General features: G+C 35.5%; 21 protein-coding genes. 16 read left to right on the top strand and 5 right to left on the bottom strand.

The annotated features are described in order from the left end of the window. The first annotated feature begins 66 nt into the window (after nt 1–66). From O3616_RS03340 to O3616_RS03275, 14 genes are all read left to right on the top strand, one after another. Nucleotides 67–492, top strand: coding sequence for a hypothetical protein (locus tag O3616_RS03340; protein ID WP_261044867.1), 426 nt, complete (start codon nt 67–69; stop codon nt 490–492). A 104-nt stretch (nt 493–596) separates the two neighbouring features. Next, the gene (locus tag O3616_RS03335) at nt 597–1,019 is read left to right on the top strand and encodes a hypothetical protein (RefSeq protein ID WP_371638087.1); all 423 of its coding nucleotides are present in this window, start codon (nt 597–599) and stop codon (nt 1,017–1,019) included. Between the two features lie 311 nt (nt 1,020–1,330). Continuing rightward, on the top strand, nt 1,331–1,762 hold the full coding sequence (locus tag O3616_RS03330; RefSeq protein WP_371638086.1) for a hypothetical protein: 432 nt from the start codon (nt 1,331–1,333) through the stop codon (nt 1,760–1,762). Next, complete coding sequence (locus O3616_RS03325; protein WP_371638085.1) at nt 1,762–2,118, top strand: hypothetical protein; 357 nt, start codon at nt 1,762–1,764, stop codon at nt 2,116–2,118. The genes O3616_RS03330 and O3616_RS03325 overlap by 1 nt, the downstream gene beginning before the upstream one ends. Nucleotides 2,119–2,161: 43 nt before the next feature. After that, nucleotides 2,162–2,596: a hypothetical protein gene (locus O3616_RS03320; protein ID WP_371638084.1), complete on the top strand. Its 435-nt coding sequence runs from the start codon at nt 2,162–2,164 to the stop codon at nt 2,594–2,596. Next, nucleotides 2,596–2,952: a hypothetical protein gene (locus tag O3616_RS03315; protein ID WP_371638083.1), complete on the top strand. Its 357-nt coding sequence runs from the start codon at nt 2,596–2,598 to the stop codon at nt 2,950–2,952. Before O3616_RS03320 ends, O3616_RS03315 begins: the two co-directional genes overlap by 1 nt. Nucleotides 2,953–2,993: 41 nt before the next feature. Continuing rightward, nucleotides 2,994–3,437, top strand: coding sequence for a hypothetical protein (locus O3616_RS03310; RefSeq protein WP_371638082.1), 444 nt, complete (start codon nt 2,994–2,996; stop codon nt 3,435–3,437). Further along, the gene (locus O3616_RS03305) at nt 3,437–4,699 is read left to right on the top strand and encodes a hypothetical protein (protein WP_371638081.1); all 1,263 of its coding nucleotides are present in this window, start codon (nt 3,437–3,439) and stop codon (nt 4,697–4,699) included. The genes O3616_RS03310 and O3616_RS03305 overlap by 1 nt, the downstream gene beginning before the upstream one ends. Then, nucleotides 4,681–5,073, top strand: a complete 393-nt coding sequence (locus O3616_RS03300; protein ID WP_049491408.1) for a hypothetical protein — start codon at nt 4,681–4,683, stop codon at nt 5,071–5,073. Before O3616_RS03305 ends, O3616_RS03300 begins: the two co-directional genes overlap by 19 nt. After that, on the top strand, nt 5,054–5,344 hold the full coding sequence (locus O3616_RS03295) for a hypothetical protein (protein WP_049491409.1): 291 nt from the start codon (nt 5,054–5,056) through the stop codon (nt 5,342–5,344). Before O3616_RS03300 ends, O3616_RS03295 begins: the two co-directional genes overlap by 20 nt. Nucleotides 5,345–5,711: 367 nt before the next feature. Further along, nucleotides 5,712–6,692, top strand: a complete 981-nt coding sequence (locus tag O3616_RS03290; RefSeq protein ID WP_049487194.1) for a helix-turn-helix domain-containing protein — start codon at nt 5,712–5,714, stop codon at nt 6,690–6,692. A gap of 284 nt (nt 6,693–6,976) precedes the next feature. Next, on the top strand, nt 6,977–7,888 hold the full coding sequence (locus O3616_RS03285) for a hypothetical protein (RefSeq protein ID WP_049487195.1): 912 nt from the start codon (nt 6,977–6,979) through the stop codon (nt 7,886–7,888). 414 nt (nt 7,889–8,302) lie between these two features. Beyond that, nucleotides 8,303–8,815: a Panacea domain-containing protein gene (locus tag O3616_RS03280; RefSeq protein ID WP_049487196.1), complete on the top strand. Its 513-nt coding sequence runs from the start codon at nt 8,303–8,305 to the stop codon at nt 8,813–8,815. Further along, nucleotides 8,796–9,488: a hypothetical protein gene (locus tag O3616_RS03275; protein WP_049487197.1), complete on the top strand. Its 693-nt coding sequence runs from the start codon at nt 8,796–8,798 to the stop codon at nt 9,486–9,488. The genes O3616_RS03280 and O3616_RS03275 overlap by 20 nt, the downstream gene beginning before the upstream one ends. A gap of 28 nt (nt 9,489–9,516) precedes the next feature. Here the strand turns inward: O3616_RS03275 and O3616_RS03270 are convergent, their stop codons facing one another. Then, a complete protein-coding gene (locus O3616_RS03270) occupies nt 9,517–10,362 on the bottom strand; it encodes a hypothetical protein (protein ID WP_049487198.1) in 846 nt (281 codons plus the stop codon). Between the two features lie 199 nt (nt 10,363–10,561). Between O3616_RS03270 and O3616_RS03265 the strand changes: the two genes are divergently transcribed. Together O3616_RS03265 and xerS are read left to right on the top strand one after the other, a co-directional pair. After that, nucleotides 10,562–10,870: a hypothetical protein gene (locus tag O3616_RS03265; protein ID WP_371638080.1), complete on the top strand. Its 309-nt coding sequence runs from the start codon at nt 10,562–10,564 to the stop codon at nt 10,868–10,870. 360 nt (nt 10,871–11,230) lie between these two features. Further along, nucleotides 11,231–12,301 (top strand): tyrosine recombinase XerS, encoded by a 1,071-nt coding sequence (gene xerS / locus O3616_RS03260; protein WP_371638078.1) that lies wholly within the window; start codon nt 11,231–11,233, stop codon nt 12,299–12,301. Nucleotides 12,302–12,373: 72 nt separating this feature from the next. Here xerS and O3616_RS03255 read toward each other — a convergent pair whose 3' ends face one another. The 4 genes from O3616_RS03255 to O3616_RS03240 all read right to left on the bottom strand — a co-directional run bounded on the left by O3616_RS03255 (nt 12,374) and on the right by O3616_RS03240 (nt 17,644). Beyond that, on the bottom strand, nt 12,374–13,363 hold the full coding sequence (locus O3616_RS03255) for a lipoate--protein ligase (RefSeq protein ID WP_371638077.1): 990 nt from the start codon (nt 13,361–13,363) through the stop codon (nt 12,374–12,376). Nucleotides 13,364–13,422: 59 nt separating this feature from the next. Next, a complete protein-coding gene (gene lpdA, locus O3616_RS03250) occupies nt 13,423–15,126 on the bottom strand; it encodes a dihydrolipoyl dehydrogenase (protein WP_371638076.1) in 1,704 nt (567 codons plus the stop codon). A 45-nt stretch (nt 15,127–15,171) separates the two neighbouring features. After that, nucleotides 15,172–16,215: a dihydrolipoamide acetyltransferase gene (locus tag O3616_RS03245; RefSeq protein WP_371638075.1), complete on the bottom strand. Its 1,044-nt coding sequence runs from the start codon at nt 16,213–16,215 to the stop codon at nt 15,172–15,174. A gap of 436 nt (nt 16,216–16,651) precedes the next feature. Beyond that, nucleotides 16,652–17,644: an alpha-ketoacid dehydrogenase subunit beta gene (locus O3616_RS03240; RefSeq protein WP_000448714.1), complete on the bottom strand. Its 993-nt coding sequence runs from the start codon at nt 17,642–17,644 to the stop codon at nt 16,652–16,654. Nucleotides 17,645–17,650 lie beyond the last annotated feature (6 nt).

Genomic DNA, 17,650 nt, shown 5'->3' with positions numbered 1-17,650 from the left:
TTTTCTTATTATAGTGTAAGATAGACTAATCTTTCTTATAGTATAATAAAAAGGAGAAAAGCTTAAATGAACAATTCCAGCAATAAAAAAAGTCATAAAAGGCTGCTAATCGTTTTGTTATTCGCAATCATCACAGCAGGAGGTATTTTTATGTTTAGCATGTTAGGGAAATCTCAAGAAGAACGTCGGAATAGAGAGTACGAAGTTAGTTTGGTGAATGCTTTAAAAAATTCTTACCAAGGGATTGAGGAGATTAAGATTTCCAATCCAAACTACACAAACCCTCCAGGTTCATGGTCTTGTGATGTAGAAATTAAGTTTATTGATGAAAAAACTCTTAAATATGGGATTAATCACCATTTAAGTTATAAAACAAATTATGGTGGTCGTCAAGAAACAAACGAAGATTGGCAGTATTTAGAAACTCATAAAGGAAAAACTTTAAAATCAGTCCAAATTACTTATTCTGATTATGAGCAAGGAGAACAGTGATGAAGTTCTAATATACTGATGAACAATTGTATAATTTAAACCAAGATTTTGCTATTTATATTGTAAATGAAGAGTTTTCAAGTAGAAAAAGGAGAAAAGCTTAAATGAGTAATTCTGGCATCAAAAAAAGTCATAAAAGGTTACTAATATTTTTGTCAATCGCAATTATCACAGCAGGAGGTGTTTTTATGTTTTCTATGTTAGGGAAATCCCAAGAAGAGCGTCGGAATAGAGAGTACGAAGTCAGTCTGGTGAATGCTTTAAAAAATTCTTACCAAGGGATTGAGGAGATTAAAATGTCCAATCCAGCATACACCAGCCCTCCGGGTTCGTGGTCTTGTGATGTAGAAATCAAATTTAATGATAAAAGAAAAACTAAGTATAGGATAGGCCATGGACTCCATGATAAAAAGAATTACCAAGGATCATTGACCAATAATAAAAAGCAATTCCTTAACAATTACAAAGGAGTGACCGACTTAAAAGTAATTGTTACATATTCAGATAATAGCACAGGAGAACAATGATAACATTTTCCTATACAGATGAGCAGCTAAACAATTTAAATCGGGATTATGCTGTATATAGTGTAAACCTTGAATTCGCTAAGCGTAACGGTAGAACTTAGGTCAATTCAAATCTCATTGAAAATATATCTTCTGATAATTTAGAAAAAACCACACAATAACCACCTCCGATGGTCAAGAATTCCGTGTCGTTGCGACTAAGTCTGACGCAGGAACTTGTTTTGATGGGACTTGTTTTAGATACATTTTTTCTATTCTAGTGTTATTTATCTTTAAATTATAGTAGAATGAAGAAAAGGAGGAAAGCTTAAATGAGTAATTCTGGCATCAAAAAAAGTCATAAATGGCTATTAATCGTTGTGTCACTCGCAATCATCACAGCAGGAGGTGTTTTTATGTTTTCTATGTTAGGGAAATCCCAAGAAGAGCGTCGAAATAGAGAATATGAAGTTAGTTTGGTTGAAACCTTAAAAGATAGTTATGAGGGTATTGAAAAAATTAGTTTTTCTAATGCTAACTACACAAACCCACCAGGAAGTTGGACTTGCGTAGTTGAACTATTTTATAATGAGAAAAGTATAAAATATAAAATTAATTATTCGAAAAAAGATAAACGTATTTCTGACATATCTTTAGAGAGAGAGAACAAAAAAGAGGATCGAGATTTTTTGAATAGTCACTTGGGAAAGACAAATAAACTCACAAAAGTTGTTTATTCAGACGGTTCAGAAGGAGAATATTAATGGTGTATAGTTATACTGATAAACAACTTAATGAATTAAATCAAGGGAAAAATGTTTATAGTGTAAATTCTGAGTATGCTGAAAGGGAAGTTGAAAAGAAGGTTGTATCCAAAACAGATGATAAGTTATTTTCGGATGAAACCAACACCATAACCACTTCTGATGGTCAAGAATTCCGTGTTGTTGCCACTAAGTCTGACCCAGGGACAGGTTTTGATGGTTTGGCGGTAGCTCCTATGGTCAACGGCAAACCGGATTATAAAAATGTAGCTGTGATTGCTGCAGGGACGAATCCAGAGAGTCCTACTAAAACTGATAGAAGTAAATCAACTTTTTCTTATTATAGTGTAACATAGTCGCTAATCTTATAGTATAATAAGAAAAAGGAGAACAACTTAAATGAATAATTCCAGCAATAAAAAAAGTTATAAATGGCTATTAATCGTTGTGTTACTCGTAGCCATCACAGCAGGAGGTGTTTTTATGTTTTCTATGTTAGGGAAATCCCAAGAAGAACGTCGAAATAGAGAGTATGAAGTTAGTTTGGTGAATGAATTAAAGAATTCCTATGAAGGGATAGAAGAGATTAAGATTACAAATCCTGATTACACAACTCCACCAGGGTCATGGTCTTGTGATGTAGAAATCAAGTTTAAAGATGAAAGAAAAATTAAGTATGGGATTGGATATTCTTTAGACACTGAAGAAATAACAGATGCTTCATTGGAATGGGAAGGAAGAATAAAAGATAGACAATTTTTGAATAAAAACAAGGGTAAAACCACTTCGAAAATCAGGGTAAATTATTCTGATAACGACGAAGGAGAGCAATAATGACACTTAATTATACAGATAAACAGCTTAATAATTTAAATAGAGATAGTGGGGTTTACAGTGTGAGTCCAGAGTTTGCTAGACGAAAACATAAAATGCTTGTTGTTAATAAACCTGATTCTGAATTAGCTAGCTATGAAACCGACACTATAACCACCTCCTATGGTCAAGAATTCCGTGTTGTTGCAACTAAGTCTGACCCTAAAACGGGATTTGATGGACTAGCAGTTGCACCAATTGTCAACGATGAACCGGATTATAAAAACGTAGCTGTGATTGCTACAGAAACGGATCCTGGGAGTCCTACTATGATTGAAAGATATAAAATAACTTTTTCTTATTATAGTGTAATATAGGCTAATCGTATAGTATAATAAGAAAAAGGAGAACAGCTTAAATGAATAATTCCAGCAATAAAAAAAGATATATAAGACTACTAATCGTTTTTTTACTCGTAGCCATCACAACAGGAGGTGTTTTTGTGTTTAGTATGTTAGGGAAGTCTCAAGAAGAGCGTCGAAATAGAGAATATGAAGTAAGTCTGGTTAATGCGTTAAAGAATTCCTACCAAGGGATTAAGGAGATTAAGATTATGGATCCTTACTATAATGACAAACCAGGTTCGTGGTCTTGTGATATTTCAGTACAGTTCAATGATAGTCAAACTATTACTTATGGAATTAATCACAGATTAACCTATAAAGAAAACCATGATGGTCTTATGAAAGGAAATACTAATGAAGAAATTGATCAACAATGGTCTATACTTCAAAAACACATTGGTAAAACAGAATCTACAATATTAGTACGATATTCAAATGGTGAAACAGGAGAGCAATAATGGTATTTAATTATACTGATAATCAATTGAATAATTTAAACCAAGATTTTGCGGTCTATAGTATTAATAAAGAATTTTCAGAACGCAATAAAAAGAAGTTTGTGACAGATAATCCAAATAATAAAAACGAAACCAACACTATAACCACCTCCGATGGTCAAGAATTCCGTGTTGTTGCCACTAAGTCTGACACTGAAACAGGTTTTGATGGGCTGGCAGTTGCACCAATTGTCAATGGCGAACCAGATTATAAAAATGTAGCCGTGATTGCTGCTGGAACGGACCCTGATAGTCCGGTGAATAAACAAGGTCCTTTTACACGCGATGTCTATAGTGCTATAGTTGCTAGACAAACTTATTTATCTCCACAATATAAGGTTGCTGACCAATTCGTAAAAGAAATTATGGATGATTCCAGATATGAAGTTAGTCAACTATCCGGTTATTCACAAGGATCCTACATGCTGAAAGTAGGGGCTAAATACCACATCCCTACGACTACCTTCAATGCTTGGTTTAAATACGGTGCACTCACACTGGAAGAAAAAGAATTTATCGAAAATAATCCAGCTATGTTTATAGATTACCGTAGAAAACATGATGACGTAGTACGTTGGAATGACTCTAATCACCCAGAAAGGTACACCAGTCCGATTGATATTACAAATTCTATGCCTAACACGATTCACTGGCTAGATGGGACTAGCCACAAAATTGGTGATTGGGAGTTTGATCCTGTAACAGGTCAAGTTGTTGATGGTAAAGGTGGAAAACCCTTAATTAGCGGTGTTTATAGAGCATATACCAACAGTCTCCGAGGAATGGCTCACTACAAGAACTTGAAATCAAAATGGTCAACAGGTGGCATTAGTAGCTCTGAGGAAATATACTTAGATGCAGCTCAAGGTTCTATCTTATCATCATCAATGGCTACAGCAGCAAGAACTGGAGCTGATGAAGTGAGCGCCCTAGCCAAGGTTGCTAACCAAGAATTACAAGAAATTTGGTCCAAGATCGACTTTACAAGCTACACAGCATTAGCTCCCTATGAGGTTGAGGCCATTTTTGCTAGCCAAGGTATCACTCAAGCACAGTTTATCGATACTTTTCAGGCAGAAACAACACAAACAGTCACTAAGATGAATGCTTCCGCCCAAGCATTTGAACAGTTAGATAAACAATTACAGGAAGTCATCGAAAAAACAGTGGCAACAGACACACAATTTGCTAAGGAGTTCAGACAATGGAAAGCAGAGATGTAAAATGGGATGCCATTAGACAAAAAGAGAGGGAAATTCTTAACCTCGAAGAACAATACTATCTGGAAAAGAACAAGTTAGAGAAAAAGACACTAGAATTAGAGGAACGTTCTGCAAGATTGGAAAGGATCATGAACGAAGAAGCTGATAAAATGTACCTAGTATTAAGAAAGTTTTCGTCACCAGCTGATTGTGTTAGAGAGTACTTTACAGAAATAGAAAATTTGAGATATCATTCTAACCAAGTTTATAGAACTAATGAAATAAAACTGGAAGAAGAAAAAGAAAAAATAGATAAAGAATTTCGACAAAGAAAAAATATCTTAGATGAAGAATATCAAAAACTAAGGAGAAATTATGCAAGCACCAATGAATGAGTACTATACTGATGAAGAATACCAATACGCTCTAAAACAAATGTATCGCATGATGGAAAGAAATCGTATTCTGGCACAATGCCAATTGGCAAAGACCGCTAAAAATCAAATAAAAGAAAGTTTTGACCAAAAATCGAAAACAATTGCAAGAGATACTAAAGCAACAATAACAAGTATTAACAGCCAAATGGACACTGCAATACAAGGTAAAGTTCGCAAGAGTCTTGAAACAAAAATACCTAATATGTTAGTCAAGTATGATGATGTATAAAGAAGAATTTTTAAAACCAAAAATTTATGTACAATTGACTTGATAAGGCTAAAATCCTTGATGCAACTGAATTAGAAGCATAAAGTACATTCTTTAAAAAGTGTACTTTATTTTTGTTTTGTACATTATTTTAGGGGTGAATAATGTACATTTTGAGTTGTGATTTATGGTAGTTAGGTAGTGTGTTCAATTGTACATTTTGGTGAGTATGGAGTGGGTGAGATGAGTTGGAATAAAGTACATTTTATTGGGCATTACATTAACAATAAAATTTTTTACTTTTTTGTAGTTTAACCATACTGTAAATGCACCACCTTTATAGTAGTGGTATAATCAAGGTAGCAACAATATAAAGGAGGGAAGTGTTATGGCAAGTTCAGAAACTTATACCCAATATCTCAAGCCTACTGAAAAAGAGTTGCTTGAAGTTCAAGCCGGTTATGAAGAGCTAGAAAAGTTGCTGAAATCATCAAGATATCATGAAGGTGGTTTTTACATTTTGAATGGAAACAAAGTGTTTTCTATTAATGAATATCAAGATATTAGGCAACATAAAATCTTGTTAGAAGCTGACAAACATATCGAACTCGGAGCAATAGAAGTTTCATTATCCAAAGAATGTTATAGAGATATAGGCAAGAAAAGTAAACCAGATAAAGTTTATGGAAGAAAGCAGATTCTCGAAAGTTCATACAGAGGGGAATTTAACAGAGGACACTTGATTGCTGAATCCCTCATTAAGTATTGCACTGATTTCGATTACTATAAAAGAGAAAACTTTGTTATGATCACCAATTGGTGTAATCGAGCTACAACTTGCAATCATAAGCATATTGCCTGTGGGATGTTATTCTTCGAACAGATATTGCTTGATTCATTGGAAGATGGTGTAGACATCTGTTACAGAGTGACACCTGTCTTTAAGAAACTAGATGCTTCAGATGATGAAGAAGCAGAGCAATCCTTTGAGTATCTGCCTAGAGGTATTATCATGGAAGCTATTGTTACTAACGGCAAAGCCTTCACTGGTCAGAATGTAGAACGACTAGGCAAGAAGTTCGAGAAGAGCTTTAATGTCTTTATTCCAAATGCACAAAGGGACCTTGTTATTGATTATAGAACAGGAGAAATTGGTTTGAACGATAATTCAGTGACCTTGAAAGACTTATACGAAGCTAAGGGGTTCAAAATGAAAGACTTAGGCGAAGTGGTAGGTGTGAGTCATCGAACCATTCGAAGATGGAATAAAGACATTGCGTATATCCCATTCAAGAATGTGGTTAATTTAGCTAAAGCACTTGATATGAGTGTTGATGAACTGGCTGAGTTGCTGTTATTGGATTATTAAGTTTATCTAAGATTGGCCTTGACAAACCATTCCAAGGCTACTAAAATTAAGTTGTTGCAACCTTCTGGTTTTTGGTACAAGGGTACCTAGAAGGAGAATTTTGTTATGCAAATTGACAAAACTAAAATTATTCTAAGTCTACTAGACTTTGCAACAATTGTCGTTACTTCCATTAAAGAGGTTATGATTGCTCAAATTGAGTCAAACTCTGGAGATTAACGATATAAAAGCATATGATTTTGTACGATTATATGCTTTTCTTATTTTTAAGGAGAATAAGTGTTATGAGTCAAAAACAGTTTACAGAATTTGAAAATCAAGATTATGGTGTTGTTATTATAGAACTCGTGAAAGATATCTATTATAGTGGAGTAAGTACTAGTAGTAAGTTGGTATTAATCCGCAAATTCACGGAATTGATTTCGAGAAAAATTTTAAATTTAGGTGAAGGATCTAAGATGACATTAGGTGAAATAGCACATCCTAATCCTAAAAAATTTCCACGGACGTATAAGTTATGGGAAAAACTAGATGCTTCCTTTAGAGATGATTTTTCAAAAATTGTGCAAGAGAATGCAGAGCTATGTAACCAGTACGCCCACACACAAATCAACAAACCAGCTTCTGACGAAGAATATTTAAGAGCTGAAGAGCTAGTGTCTGAGTTGTTTTCACTCTTATTTGTAAAATACTTTACAAAATTCGAGCTTACCGTGTTGTCAGACCCCAATGTTCTAACTGCTTTTTCTCACCTACCACCAGTTATTCGCTATAAAACACTAGAAAAGTTAATGGGTGAGAAAGCAATTTCTGAATTAAATGTTCGAATTTTAGATAAGTTTATGTTGGCTAAAGTGAAATACCAAAGCTTGGATGAAGCATTCATTTGGTTATTGAAAAATCGAGAAGAGATGATTGATGTATCATATCCAACATCTGAAGAAATTGAAAACTTTATTGGGTTGCATGACGATGAATGTTCTTTAGTCTTATGGGAATACAACAATGCTTTTGATTTGTTGCTTGATAAATTATTAGATCCTAAAATTTTAGTCAACGAATCAGGGCAGTTATACGATGACTTTGAAAGAGCTGTAGTGTATTTTAATGGCTTTAACTGTGAATTATACCTCACTGGAACAGAAGAAAGAGAAGAATTTAAAGACCTTATTGAGTTTGCTTTTTTGGGAAGGTGAGGAAGAGAACAGGGTACATATCAAAAGAAGAATTTTATTTAAAAAATCGTCTGTCTAACTAATTAGAAGGGTGAATCTTTTTCATGTGTATGGTGTAAAGTACATTCTTTAAAAATTGTCCTTTATTTTGTACATTATTCTGAGTGGTGTTTTGCATGTTTTATAGTGCATCATATCATCTGATTTAAGGAATTGATTTGTACATTTTATACTCAAGTAATAGCAGAAGAAGTGGTGGTTCAATTGTACATTTTATTTAGATATTGAGAATTATTGAGGTAGATATTATTTTTTAATTTATTGGCTAAATAATTGACAAAGTTTTATAAGGGTGTATAATATAATTATAAAGTTAAACGCAGGTGACAGATGTGTGTTGCTTGTATTTTTTTGTACTAAAAAGGAGAATGGGAAATGACTGATTATATCTTTCAAGATAAAACCGATCTTGTAAATCATTTATTTTATAAATTAAGCGATGCCTCGCCAATTAAAATCCAAAAAACTTTATATTTCTTATTTGCTTTTTATGGAGCAACATACGGAAAATTATCAGGTGAAGAAAGTGTCGGGGAATTAGAATCTGTTAATTACACTAATTTCTTATTTAAACCAAATTTCGAAGCATGGAAGTACGGACCAGTTGATGATGAAGTCTATATAGCTTATCGTGATGATCGTTACGAAGCAGTAGAATTGACTGAAGATAAATTAAATGAAAAGCTTACTCCTTCAGAAAAAAGGAATGTGATTCAATTTATTGACAGCATCATTCAACAAACTGATGAAGTCGATGATTTTACTTTGGTTGATAGAACTCATGAGGATGATGCATGGCGTGTCCCATTTGAGGAAAATGATGGTGAAATGCATATAAAAATGGATCCTCAAGTAATTGTTGACGAATATGCTGAAAAATATGTGTAATGAACAGTTTTCAGTTGATGTGTTCGGTGGCAAGCCAAAAAAACAAGCGAAAATAAAATTCCAGGATAAAATATTTAATTCGGAATCATACACACCACCTAACAGGATTGATTTTAAAGATATTAAATTAGAAGTTGTTTTTAAAGATTGTTCAAAAAAATTTGTTAATCTACCAGCTTTAAAATTTTCAAATATGAAAAGTGAATTTGGTGCTGATTCGAAGACAATATTATGTTTAAATAAATTTGTTAATGAACCATCTATTATCCAAAGGAACTCTTCACGAATTACTATTAGAAATAACGACCAAGGGAAACGAATAAAAGATATCCTATATCATTTTTTAGATCAGACTTTTGTTGATTTTCACGAATTTTATTTTAGAAAATCATCCATTTTGGACAATTTCAACATTTTGTCACCCCATGAGGGAAGATTTAGAGTAATTTGTGTTTATACAATTAAACCTTCATCGCATAAAAAAGAAAGAACCAAACACTATTTAGAAGTAGTTCTACTAGATCCATATCATTTATTTATTCCCAGCAAACTTTTGGGTAAAGATAAAATAACTGGTAAGGATAGGTTATTTAGTAGTGAAGAAGCTATGGATCAAACATATGAACAGGTTAAAGATTATAATAGAGAGTTTTCACTTGAAAATATCAATTAAAAAAGAATCAGTCGATTCTTTTTTTATATTATTTTAAAATTATGCCTTTTAATTCATCTTCTACAGAGTCTCTATGTACTTTATATATCTGAGCTGGGTTTAGTGAAAAATTCCTAGTGTTATTAACTTCATAACAATGCTTATAATCTCGTAAACCTTCAATAGCTTCATACCATTTTGCAAATGAGCGAGTAAGAATTATTATCACTTCATCATTTTTGTCATCAATTCTTTTTTTAATTTTTTCAAAGAGGAATTTTTGCGTAGGAAGGTAATCTTTTATTTTTCTATTACTATTTGGGGAAGTGCCTTTACCTAATTTGTCATACATACCGTTATAAGATATAGAATGGTAGGGAAAGAACTCAGCAAGTGCAATATCTTCAGTTATCTTTTTTAAAGATTCAATAAGTTCTTCATTATCTTTTTTATCATAGCCTTCAACCCAGCATTTCATTTTATTTCCCCAATATCCTAGATCACTTTCATTTGCTAATTCAAATGCGTGGAAGAATGGCTGTTTCATTTCTAGATTTTCTTTTATGATTTGTTCGTAATTAGTGCCGTTTTTATTAGTGATGTTTTTATAAGCATCATAATATTCTGTGCTATATCCTGGGTTTAAACTTAAAATTATAATTTTTGCATTATCTATATCACCAACAAAATGTTGAGGATAAACATTTAGTCGGAGTTTATATTTTTCTTTTGCTGCTTTCTTTGTTTTTCCTTTAGCATCATCATCTACTTTATCTACTGGGGGATATTTTTTTGAATTTAATAGCTTTTTAATATATTTCAGGTCCGCAGTAGCAACGATTATCTCCTCACCATTATATATTTCAGAAGTAGTATTTTTCCAAGGATTTTCCATTACAATAACCTCCAATTCATATTTATAACACTATTTTAGCACAAATTTGAGTATCCGCTTTAATGAAATATCATTAATCAATGATATAATGTAAGTATTAAGTTATGAAAGGAAGTTTTAAATTGAATATTATCAATACTATAATTACTTCAGTCATCACATCAGGGATTATTGGTGTCTTTATTTCAGAATATTATCAATGAAAAACCTTAGTAAAAAAATGAAACGAGATTTTGTTATTGAATTGTTTGGTAATAGATTTATGTTGAAGGACAACTATCATGGTGAGGTGATAGAATTAAATAAAACTCTAGGGAAAATTCCAATTGTTTTTTCTGATAATGAAGATGTGATTAAGTGTTACGATAACATACTCTCAAATGCAGACGATAAAAATTTACTAAGATTGCTTAAAGTTATATGCATGGATAATAATGTAAAGATTGATATTTCAAATTGGGATGATGAAATGATCTTAAAAACTCTAGGGATATTTTCAGTTGAATAAGTAAGAGTATAATCTCCATCTCCAAAGAGGAGTAGCCAGTTCCAGCAGAAAGACCTTCATAGGTTTTATAACTGAATAGATTGACTACTTTGTTGTCGAATTTTTCCTGTTCTTCAAGTAATTCTGAGGAATGGACGACAACTTTAAAATCAAACAAGCTAAAAACACTCTAAAATCATTAAATTGATATTAAAGTGTTTTTTATTGTCAAAATATACAATTGAAAAAATTTCTAGTTTTTTTAATATAGTTTTCTTTGCATCTATGTCCTCTATAACATTTTTCCGAAAAACTATAATTTTCTTGAAAAATAAATAAGTCTATGCTATACTACTAGTAGACTTATTTATGGAGAAAATCATGAAACGTGAGATTTTACTAGAACGAATCGACAAGCTAAAACAAATCATGCCTTGGTATGTTCTGGAATACTACCAATCTAAGCTTGCTGTCCCTTATAGTTTTACAACCTTGTACGAATACCTCAAGGAATACGATCGATTTTTCAGCTGGATTTTGGACTCTGGTATTTCAAATGCTGATAAAATGGCTGATATTCCTTTATCGGTCTTGGAAAATATGTCTAAGAAAGACATGGAATCTTTTATTCTTTACCTACGTGAACGTCCTTTGCTGAATGCTAATACAACCAAGCAAGGAGTTTCTCAGACAACCATCAATCGGACTTTGTCAGCACTTTCTAGTCTTTACAAGTATCTGACTGAGGAAGTTGAAAATGAACAGGGAGAGCCTTATTTTTATCGTAATGTAATGAAGAAAGTTTCAACTAAGAAAAAGAAAGAAACACTTGCTGCCAGAGCTGAAAACATCAAGCAAAAACTCTTTCTTGGTGATGAAACAGAAGGTTTTCTTACTTATATTGACCAAGAGTACCCACAACAGCTCTCTAATCGAGCCCTATCTTCATTTAATAAAAATAAAGAACGTGATTTAGCCATTATTTCCCTTCTCTTGGCGTCTGGTGTCCGCTTATCTGAAGCTGTTAATCTGGATATAAGGAATCTCAATCTCAAGATGATGGTTATTGATGTCACTCGAAAAGGTGGCAAACGTGACTCGGTCAATGTCGCTGCTTTTGCTAAGCCTTATCTAGAGAATTATCTAGCCATTCGAAATCAACGCTATAAGACGGAAAAGACGGATACAGCCCTCTTTTTAACACTTTATAGAGGTGTTCCCAATCGTATCGATGCTTCCAGCGTGGAAAAGATGGTTGCTAAGTACTCTGAGGACTTCAAAGTGCGTGTAACTCCCCATAAACTGCGCCATACGCTAGCAACCAGGCTCTATGATGCCACTAAATCGCAAGTTTTGGTCAGTCATCAGCTAGGACATGCCAGTACACAAGTCACTGACCTCTATACCCATATCGTCAATGATGAACAAAAGAATGCTCTAGATAGTTTATGAAATACATAAAATAAATTATGTAATATATAATTTTAAAAAAGAAGCTGGTCCTACAACCAACTTCTTTTTGTTTTATCCAACTATCGCTTCAGCGATTTCTTCACGGCTAATACCAGCGAAGTAGCGTGTGATATCAATGGTTTCTAGCGCTTTGAGGACATCTTCGCGTTCGTATTTCACTCCACGAAGGACATCTTCTACTGCAGCAACATCTTCAATACCAAAGAAGTCACCATAAATCTTGATATCTTGGATTTTTGATTCAGTAACGTTAGCAAAGACTTCCACCTTACCACTGGTAAATTTTGTTCCACGACGGACGTTAAATTCAGGTGATTTACCGTAGTTCCAGTCCCAAGTACCAAACTTAGTATCCTTGATGCGATTGATTTCAGCCAATTCTTCCTCAGAAAAAACGTATTCAGTCATCTCTGGGTACTCTTTTTTCATGTATTCCAAGAGCAAATCACGGAATTCTTCAACTGTGATTTTTTCTGGTAATTCATTGACAATATTGGTGACACGAGCACGGACGGATTTCACACCTTTTGATTCAAATTTATCCTTTGAAACCTTGAGGGCATTTGCGAGGACTGACAAATCAACGTCAAAGAGCAAGCAACCGTGGTGCATGATACGGCCGTTAATATAGGCTTGGGCATTGCCACAAAACTTCTTACCATCAATCTCAAGGTCATTACGGCCTGTGAACTCAGCTTTAACCCCAAGTTGAGCCAAAGTATTGATAACTGGAGTTGAGAAGCTCTTGAAGTCAAAAGCCTTGTTTTCATCTTCTTTTGAAATAATCGTGTAGTTGAGGTTATTTAAATCGTGGTAAACAGCTCCACCACCACTGATACGGCGGACCACCTCAATACCATTTTCGCGAACATAATCACGGTTGATTTCTTCGATAGTATTCTGGTGACGACCAACAATGATAGATGGCTTGTTAATCCAAAGTAGGAAGATTTGATCCTCATCCAAAAGGTGTTTAAAGGCATATTCTTCCAAGGCAATATTAAAGGCAGTGTCGTTTGAATGATTGATAATATATTTCATGATATCCCTTTATACGATAGAGACTGGAAAGATATTTTCCAGTCTATTCTATCTTTCTTTTATTTTTTCTTAGGTGAATGGATGGCCATTCCTAAAACATCTGCAAATGCTTCGTACATCACTTCAGAGTAGGTTGGGTGTCCGTGGATAGTCTTCAGCATTTCTTCAACAGTAATTTCCATTTCGATAATGCTTGATGCCTCGTTAATCAATTCTGCAGCTGCAGGACCGATGATATGAACACCAAGGATTTCTCCGTATTTCTTATCCGCAATAACTTTAACGAAACCTTGAGCTGCATCTGAGGCAATGGCACGTCCGTTAGCCGCAAAGTTGAACTTACCGATGGCAACATCGTATTTCTCACGGGCTTGTTCTTCTGTCAACCCTACTGCTGCTACTTCAGGAAGAGTGTAGATAGCTGCAGGAGTCAAATTCAATTTGGCAACAGCATGATTTCCTTTAAGAGCATTTTCAGCAGCAACTTCACCCATACGGAAAGCTGCGTGAGCCAACATCTTAGTACCATTAATATCACCTGGTGCGTAGATACCTGGAACAGAAGTTTCCATGTATTCGTTGACCTTGATACGACCACGATCCAATTCAAACTCAACCTCTCCAATACCTTCAAGGTCTGGCACACGACCGATTGAAAGAAGAGCTTTATTTGCGATGATATCGTCTTTTCCTTCAACCTTGATACGAAGTTGACCATTTTCCTCAATGATTTCTTGCAGTTTAGTACCAGTCAAGATGGTCATTCCTTTACGCTCAAGAATCAAGCGAAGATTCTTAGAAACTTCTGCATCCATAGCTGGCACGATACGGTCCATCATTTCGATAACAGTTACTTTTGAACCAAATGTCATGAAGGCCTGACCAAGTTCGATACCAACAACTCCACCACCGATGATAACAAGGCTTTCTGGCACTTCATTCATTTCAAGAATGTCATCACTAGTCATGACAAGTGGAGATTCCATACCAGGAACGTTGATCTTGCTGACTTTTGAACCACCGGCAAGGATGATTTTCTTGGTTTCAAGCAATTCAGAACCATTTACCAAGACATTCTTGTCTTTAGTAATAGTACCGATACCCTTATGAACAGTAACTCCGTAGCTACGAAGAAGTCCTGCAACACCACCAACAAGAGTATTAACAACTTTAGATTTAGTTTCTAAAAGTTTGTCCATATCAACAGTGAAGTTAGGATTTTCAATCACGATACCACGGTTTGCGGCATGACCAATGTTTTCGATAATTTCAGCGTTATGAAGGTAGGTCTTGGTTGGAATACATCCACGATTCAAGCATGTTCCACCAAGTTCAGATTTCTCAACAAGGGCAACCTTACCGCCGAGTTGGGCAGCTTTAATGGCTGCAACATAACCAGCAGGACCTCCACCAATCACAACGATATCAAAAGCATCATCGCTCTTACCATCATCGTTTGAGGCACTTGCTGCAGGTTCTGGGCTAGCTTCTGGCACTGTTGCTCCAGCTGTTGGGATGTTTTCCCCTTCTTCTCCGAGGTAACCGATAACTTCCGTTACAGGAACTGTTTCACCGTCCCCTTTAAGGATAGCAATCAAGTACCCATCTTCTTCGGCTTCCAACTCCATACTGACTTTATCAGTCATGATTTCCAAAAGGATTTCTCCTTCTTTTACAAATTCTCCGACTTTTTTATTCCATTGGACGATTTGTCCTTCTGTCATATCCACGCCGGCTTTTGGCATAATTACTTCTAAGGCCATGTCTTCCTTCCTTTATCTATATCTTAAAAATGAACACTCTTGTTCTTAAATCAACATTGAGATTGGATTTTCAATCAATTCTTTCAAGTCTTTCATAAACTTAGCACCAGCCATACCATCTACGACACGGTGGTCAATTGTTAAACCAAGACTCATAATTGGGCGAATCACAATTTCACCATTGACGACAACTGGTTTCTCAATTGTCGAACTGACACCGAGGATAGCTGAGTTTGGTTGGTTGATGATCGGACCAAAGGACTGAACGCCAAACATTCCCAAGTTACTGATAGTAAATGTTGAATTTTGCAACTCACTTGGAGCCAATTTACCATCCAAGGTACGGCCAATCACATCTTTAAAGGCTACAACCAGTTCTGAAAGACTCATCTTCTCAGCATTGTAAACAACAGGTGTCATCAATCCATTATCCATCCCAACTGCCATCGCAAGATTGACATAGTTGTGAGTGATAATGGTCTTGCCATCTTCTGTCAATGAAGCGTTGATGTATGGGTGTTTCATAAGAGTCTTAACAACTGCAAGTGAAAGAAGGTCTGTTACAGTAGTCTTCTTCCCAGTTGCTTCCATGATTGGCTCAAGAATCTTCTTACGAAGAGCCAACATTTCAGTCATATCAACTTCATAGTTGAGGGTGAAGGTTGGTGCAGTTAGGTATGATTCAACCATACGTTGGGCAATAACCTTACGCATTGGTGTCATTGGAATACGTTCAATTTCACCGTATGGTGTTACGTTATCAGGAACTTCTTCCACTTTTTCAATCTGAGCAGGAGACTTGATGGTATCATTTTCAATATTTTCAGGAAGCAAGGCCAAAACATCCTTCTTCATGATTTTACCACGATGACCAGTTCCTTGGATTTCCTGCCAAGCAATGTTATGTTCGAAGGCAATTCGTTTTGCAAGTGGCGAAATGCGAACCACGTTTGTGTCTTTATAAGTTTCCACGTCTTCTTTGTGGACACGACCGTTTGCACCTGAGCCAGAAACGTCGTAGAGGTTGATCCCTAAATCATCCGCTAACTTTCTAGCCGCAGGAGTCGCTCTTAGCTTGTCATCAGCCATGACCTCTCCAATTCTATTTATGATACAAAGGGCGTTAAAAGCGACTGAAAAATAGGAAATCGACGATGGCTTCGATGAAGCCAAGGAGATTTATCTTTTTTCCGAGCTTTTAGCCCGTGTTCGAATATAAGATATTAAGGACGCAGAGGGCAATGAAAAAATAGGAGATTGACGATGTGTTCGATGAACACAAGGAAATCTATCTTTTTTTCGAAGACCTCCGTCCGAATTCAATTAAATGATACTAAGGGCATTTAAAAGCGACTGAAAAATAGGAAATCGACGATGACTTCGACGAAGCCAAGGAGATTTATCTTTTTCCGAGCTTTTAGCCCGTGTTCGAATATAAAATATTAATGACGAAGAGCTCAGCACCTAAAAGATACAAAGTTTCTCGTCAGCTTTATTTTATTTACATAACTTATCTTATGTAATTCTATTCTTTGTTATATGTTTTACGGATGGCATCTTTGATGCTTTCAACTGTTGGAATCATTGCATTTTCTAGGTTTTGTGCATAAGGCATCGGCACATCTTCTCCTGCACAGCGGCGGATTGGTGCATCTAGATAGTCAAATGCTTCTGACTCTGAAATAATAGCTGAAATTTCACCGATATAGCCACTTGTTTTGTGGGCATCGTTTACCAGAACAACCTTACCAGTCTTCTTAACTGAGTTAATGATGATATCCTTATCAAGCGGAACAAGGGTACGTGGGTCAACAATCTCAACAGAAATGCCTTCTTCTGCTAATTCTTCAGCTGCTTGAACCACACGACGGAGCATTTTTCCATAAGTAACAACTGTTACATCCGTTCCTTCGCGTTTGATTTCCCCAACTCCAAGTGGAATCGTGTAGTCTGGATCAACTGGCACTTCCCCTTTTTGGTTAAATTCTGACTTGTACTCAAGAATGATAACAGGGTTGTTATCACGGATAGAAGACTTAAGCAGTCCTTTCATGTCCGCAGGCGTACCTGGTGCTACAACCTTAAGTCCTGGAATGTGAGTAAACCAAGACTCTAGAGATTGCGAGTGCTGGGCGGCAGAGCCAACTCCGTTACCAGCTGCACAACGAACAGTCATTGGAACCTGACCTTTACCACCAAACATATAACGTGTTTTAGCAGCTTGGTTGACGATATTGTCCATGGCAATAACAGAAAAGTCCATGAAGGTCATATCGACGATTGGGCGAAGTCCTGTCATGGCTGCTCCTGCTGCTGCTCCAGAAATGGCAGCTTCAGAAATCGGACAGTCACGAACACGTTCTGGACCAAATTCTTCAAGCATTCCGACAGAAGTACCGAAGTCTCCTCCGAAGACACCGACGTCTTCTCCCATCAAGAACACATTTTCATCGCGACGCATTTCCTCAGACATAGCAAGGATAATGGTGTCACGGAAGGACATTGTTTTTGTTTCCATTTTATC

Origin of the sequence: Streptococcus sp. 27098_8_86, from assembly GCF_041432595.1 — a bacterium.
Classification (GTDB): Bacteria; Bacillota; Bacilli; order Lactobacillales; family Streptococcaceae; genus Streptococcus; species Streptococcus pneumoniae_F.
Note: the sequence above shows the minus strand (reverse complement) of the source record. Positions and strands in the feature narration are given on the sequence as shown.

Excerpts from the sequence above, each read along its gene's own strand:
- O3616_RS03330 (WP_371638086.1), top strand. The coding sequence starts at position 1,331 with ATGAGTAATTCTGGCATCAAAAAAAGTCATAAATGGCTATTAATCGTT.
- O3616_RS03320 (WP_371638084.1), top strand. The coding sequence starts at position 2,162 with ATGAATAATTCCAGCAATAAAAAAAGTTATAAATGGCTATTAATCGTT.
- O3616_RS03340 (WP_261044867.1), top strand. The coding sequence starts at position 67 with ATGAACAATTCCAGCAATAAAAAAAGTCATAAAAGGCTGCTAATCGTT.
- O3616_RS03305 (WP_371638081.1), top strand. The coding sequence starts at position 3,437 with ATGGTATTTAATTATACTGATAATCAATTGAATAATTTAAACCAAGAT.
- xerS (WP_371638078.1), top strand. The coding sequence starts at position 11,231 with ATGAAACGTGAGATTTTACTAGAACGAATCGACAAGCTAAAACAAATC.
- O3616_RS03245 (WP_371638075.1), bottom strand. The coding sequence starts at position 16,215 with ATGGCTGATGACAAGCTAAGAGCGACTCCTGCGGCTAGAAAGTTAGCG.
- lpdA (WP_371638076.1), bottom strand. The coding sequence starts at position 15,126 with ATGGCCTTAGAAGTAATTATGCCAAAAGCCGGCGTGGATATGACAGAA.
- O3616_RS03335 (WP_371638087.1), top strand. The coding sequence starts at position 597 with ATGAGTAATTCTGGCATCAAAAAAAGTCATAAAAGGTTACTAATATTT.
- O3616_RS03285 (WP_049487195.1), top strand. The coding sequence starts at position 6,977 with ATGAGTCAAAAACAGTTTACAGAATTTGAAAATCAAGATTATGGTGTT.
- O3616_RS03270 (WP_049487198.1), bottom strand. The coding sequence starts at position 10,362 with ATGGAAAATCCTTGGAAAAATACTACTTCTGAAATATATAATGGTGAG.
- O3616_RS03290 (WP_049487194.1), top strand. The coding sequence starts at position 5,712 with ATGGCAAGTTCAGAAACTTATACCCAATATCTCAAGCCTACTGAAAAA.
- O3616_RS03255 (WP_371638077.1), bottom strand. The coding sequence starts at position 13,363 with ATGAAATATATTATCAATCATTCAAACGACACTGCCTTTAATATTGCC.
- O3616_RS03240 (WP_000448714.1), bottom strand. The coding sequence starts at position 17,644 with ATGGAAACAAAAACAATGTCCTTCCGTGACACCATTATCCTTGCTATG.
- O3616_RS03310 (WP_371638082.1), top strand. The coding sequence starts at position 2,994 with ATGAATAATTCCAGCAATAAAAAAAGATATATAAGACTACTAATCGTT.
- O3616_RS03300 (WP_049491408.1), top strand. The coding sequence starts at position 4,681 with ATGGAAAGCAGAGATGTAAAATGGGATGCCATTAGACAAAAAGAGAGG.
- O3616_RS03295 (WP_049491409.1), top strand. The coding sequence starts at position 5,054 with ATGCAAGCACCAATGAATGAGTACTATACTGATGAAGAATACCAATAC.
- O3616_RS03315 (WP_371638083.1), top strand. The coding sequence starts at position 2,596 with ATGACACTTAATTATACAGATAAACAGCTTAATAATTTAAATAGAGAT.
- O3616_RS03280 (WP_049487196.1), top strand. The coding sequence starts at position 8,303 with ATGACTGATTATATCTTTCAAGATAAAACCGATCTTGTAAATCATTTA.
- O3616_RS03275 (WP_049487197.1), top strand. The coding sequence starts at position 8,796 with ATGCTGAAAAATATGTGTAATGAACAGTTTTCAGTTGATGTGTTCGGT.
- O3616_RS03325 (WP_371638085.1), top strand. The coding sequence starts at position 1,762 with ATGGTGTATAGTTATACTGATAAACAACTTAATGAATTAAATCAAGGG.
- O3616_RS03265 (WP_371638080.1), top strand. The coding sequence starts at position 10,562 with ATGAAAAACCTTAGTAAAAAAATGAAACGAGATTTTGTTATTGAATTG.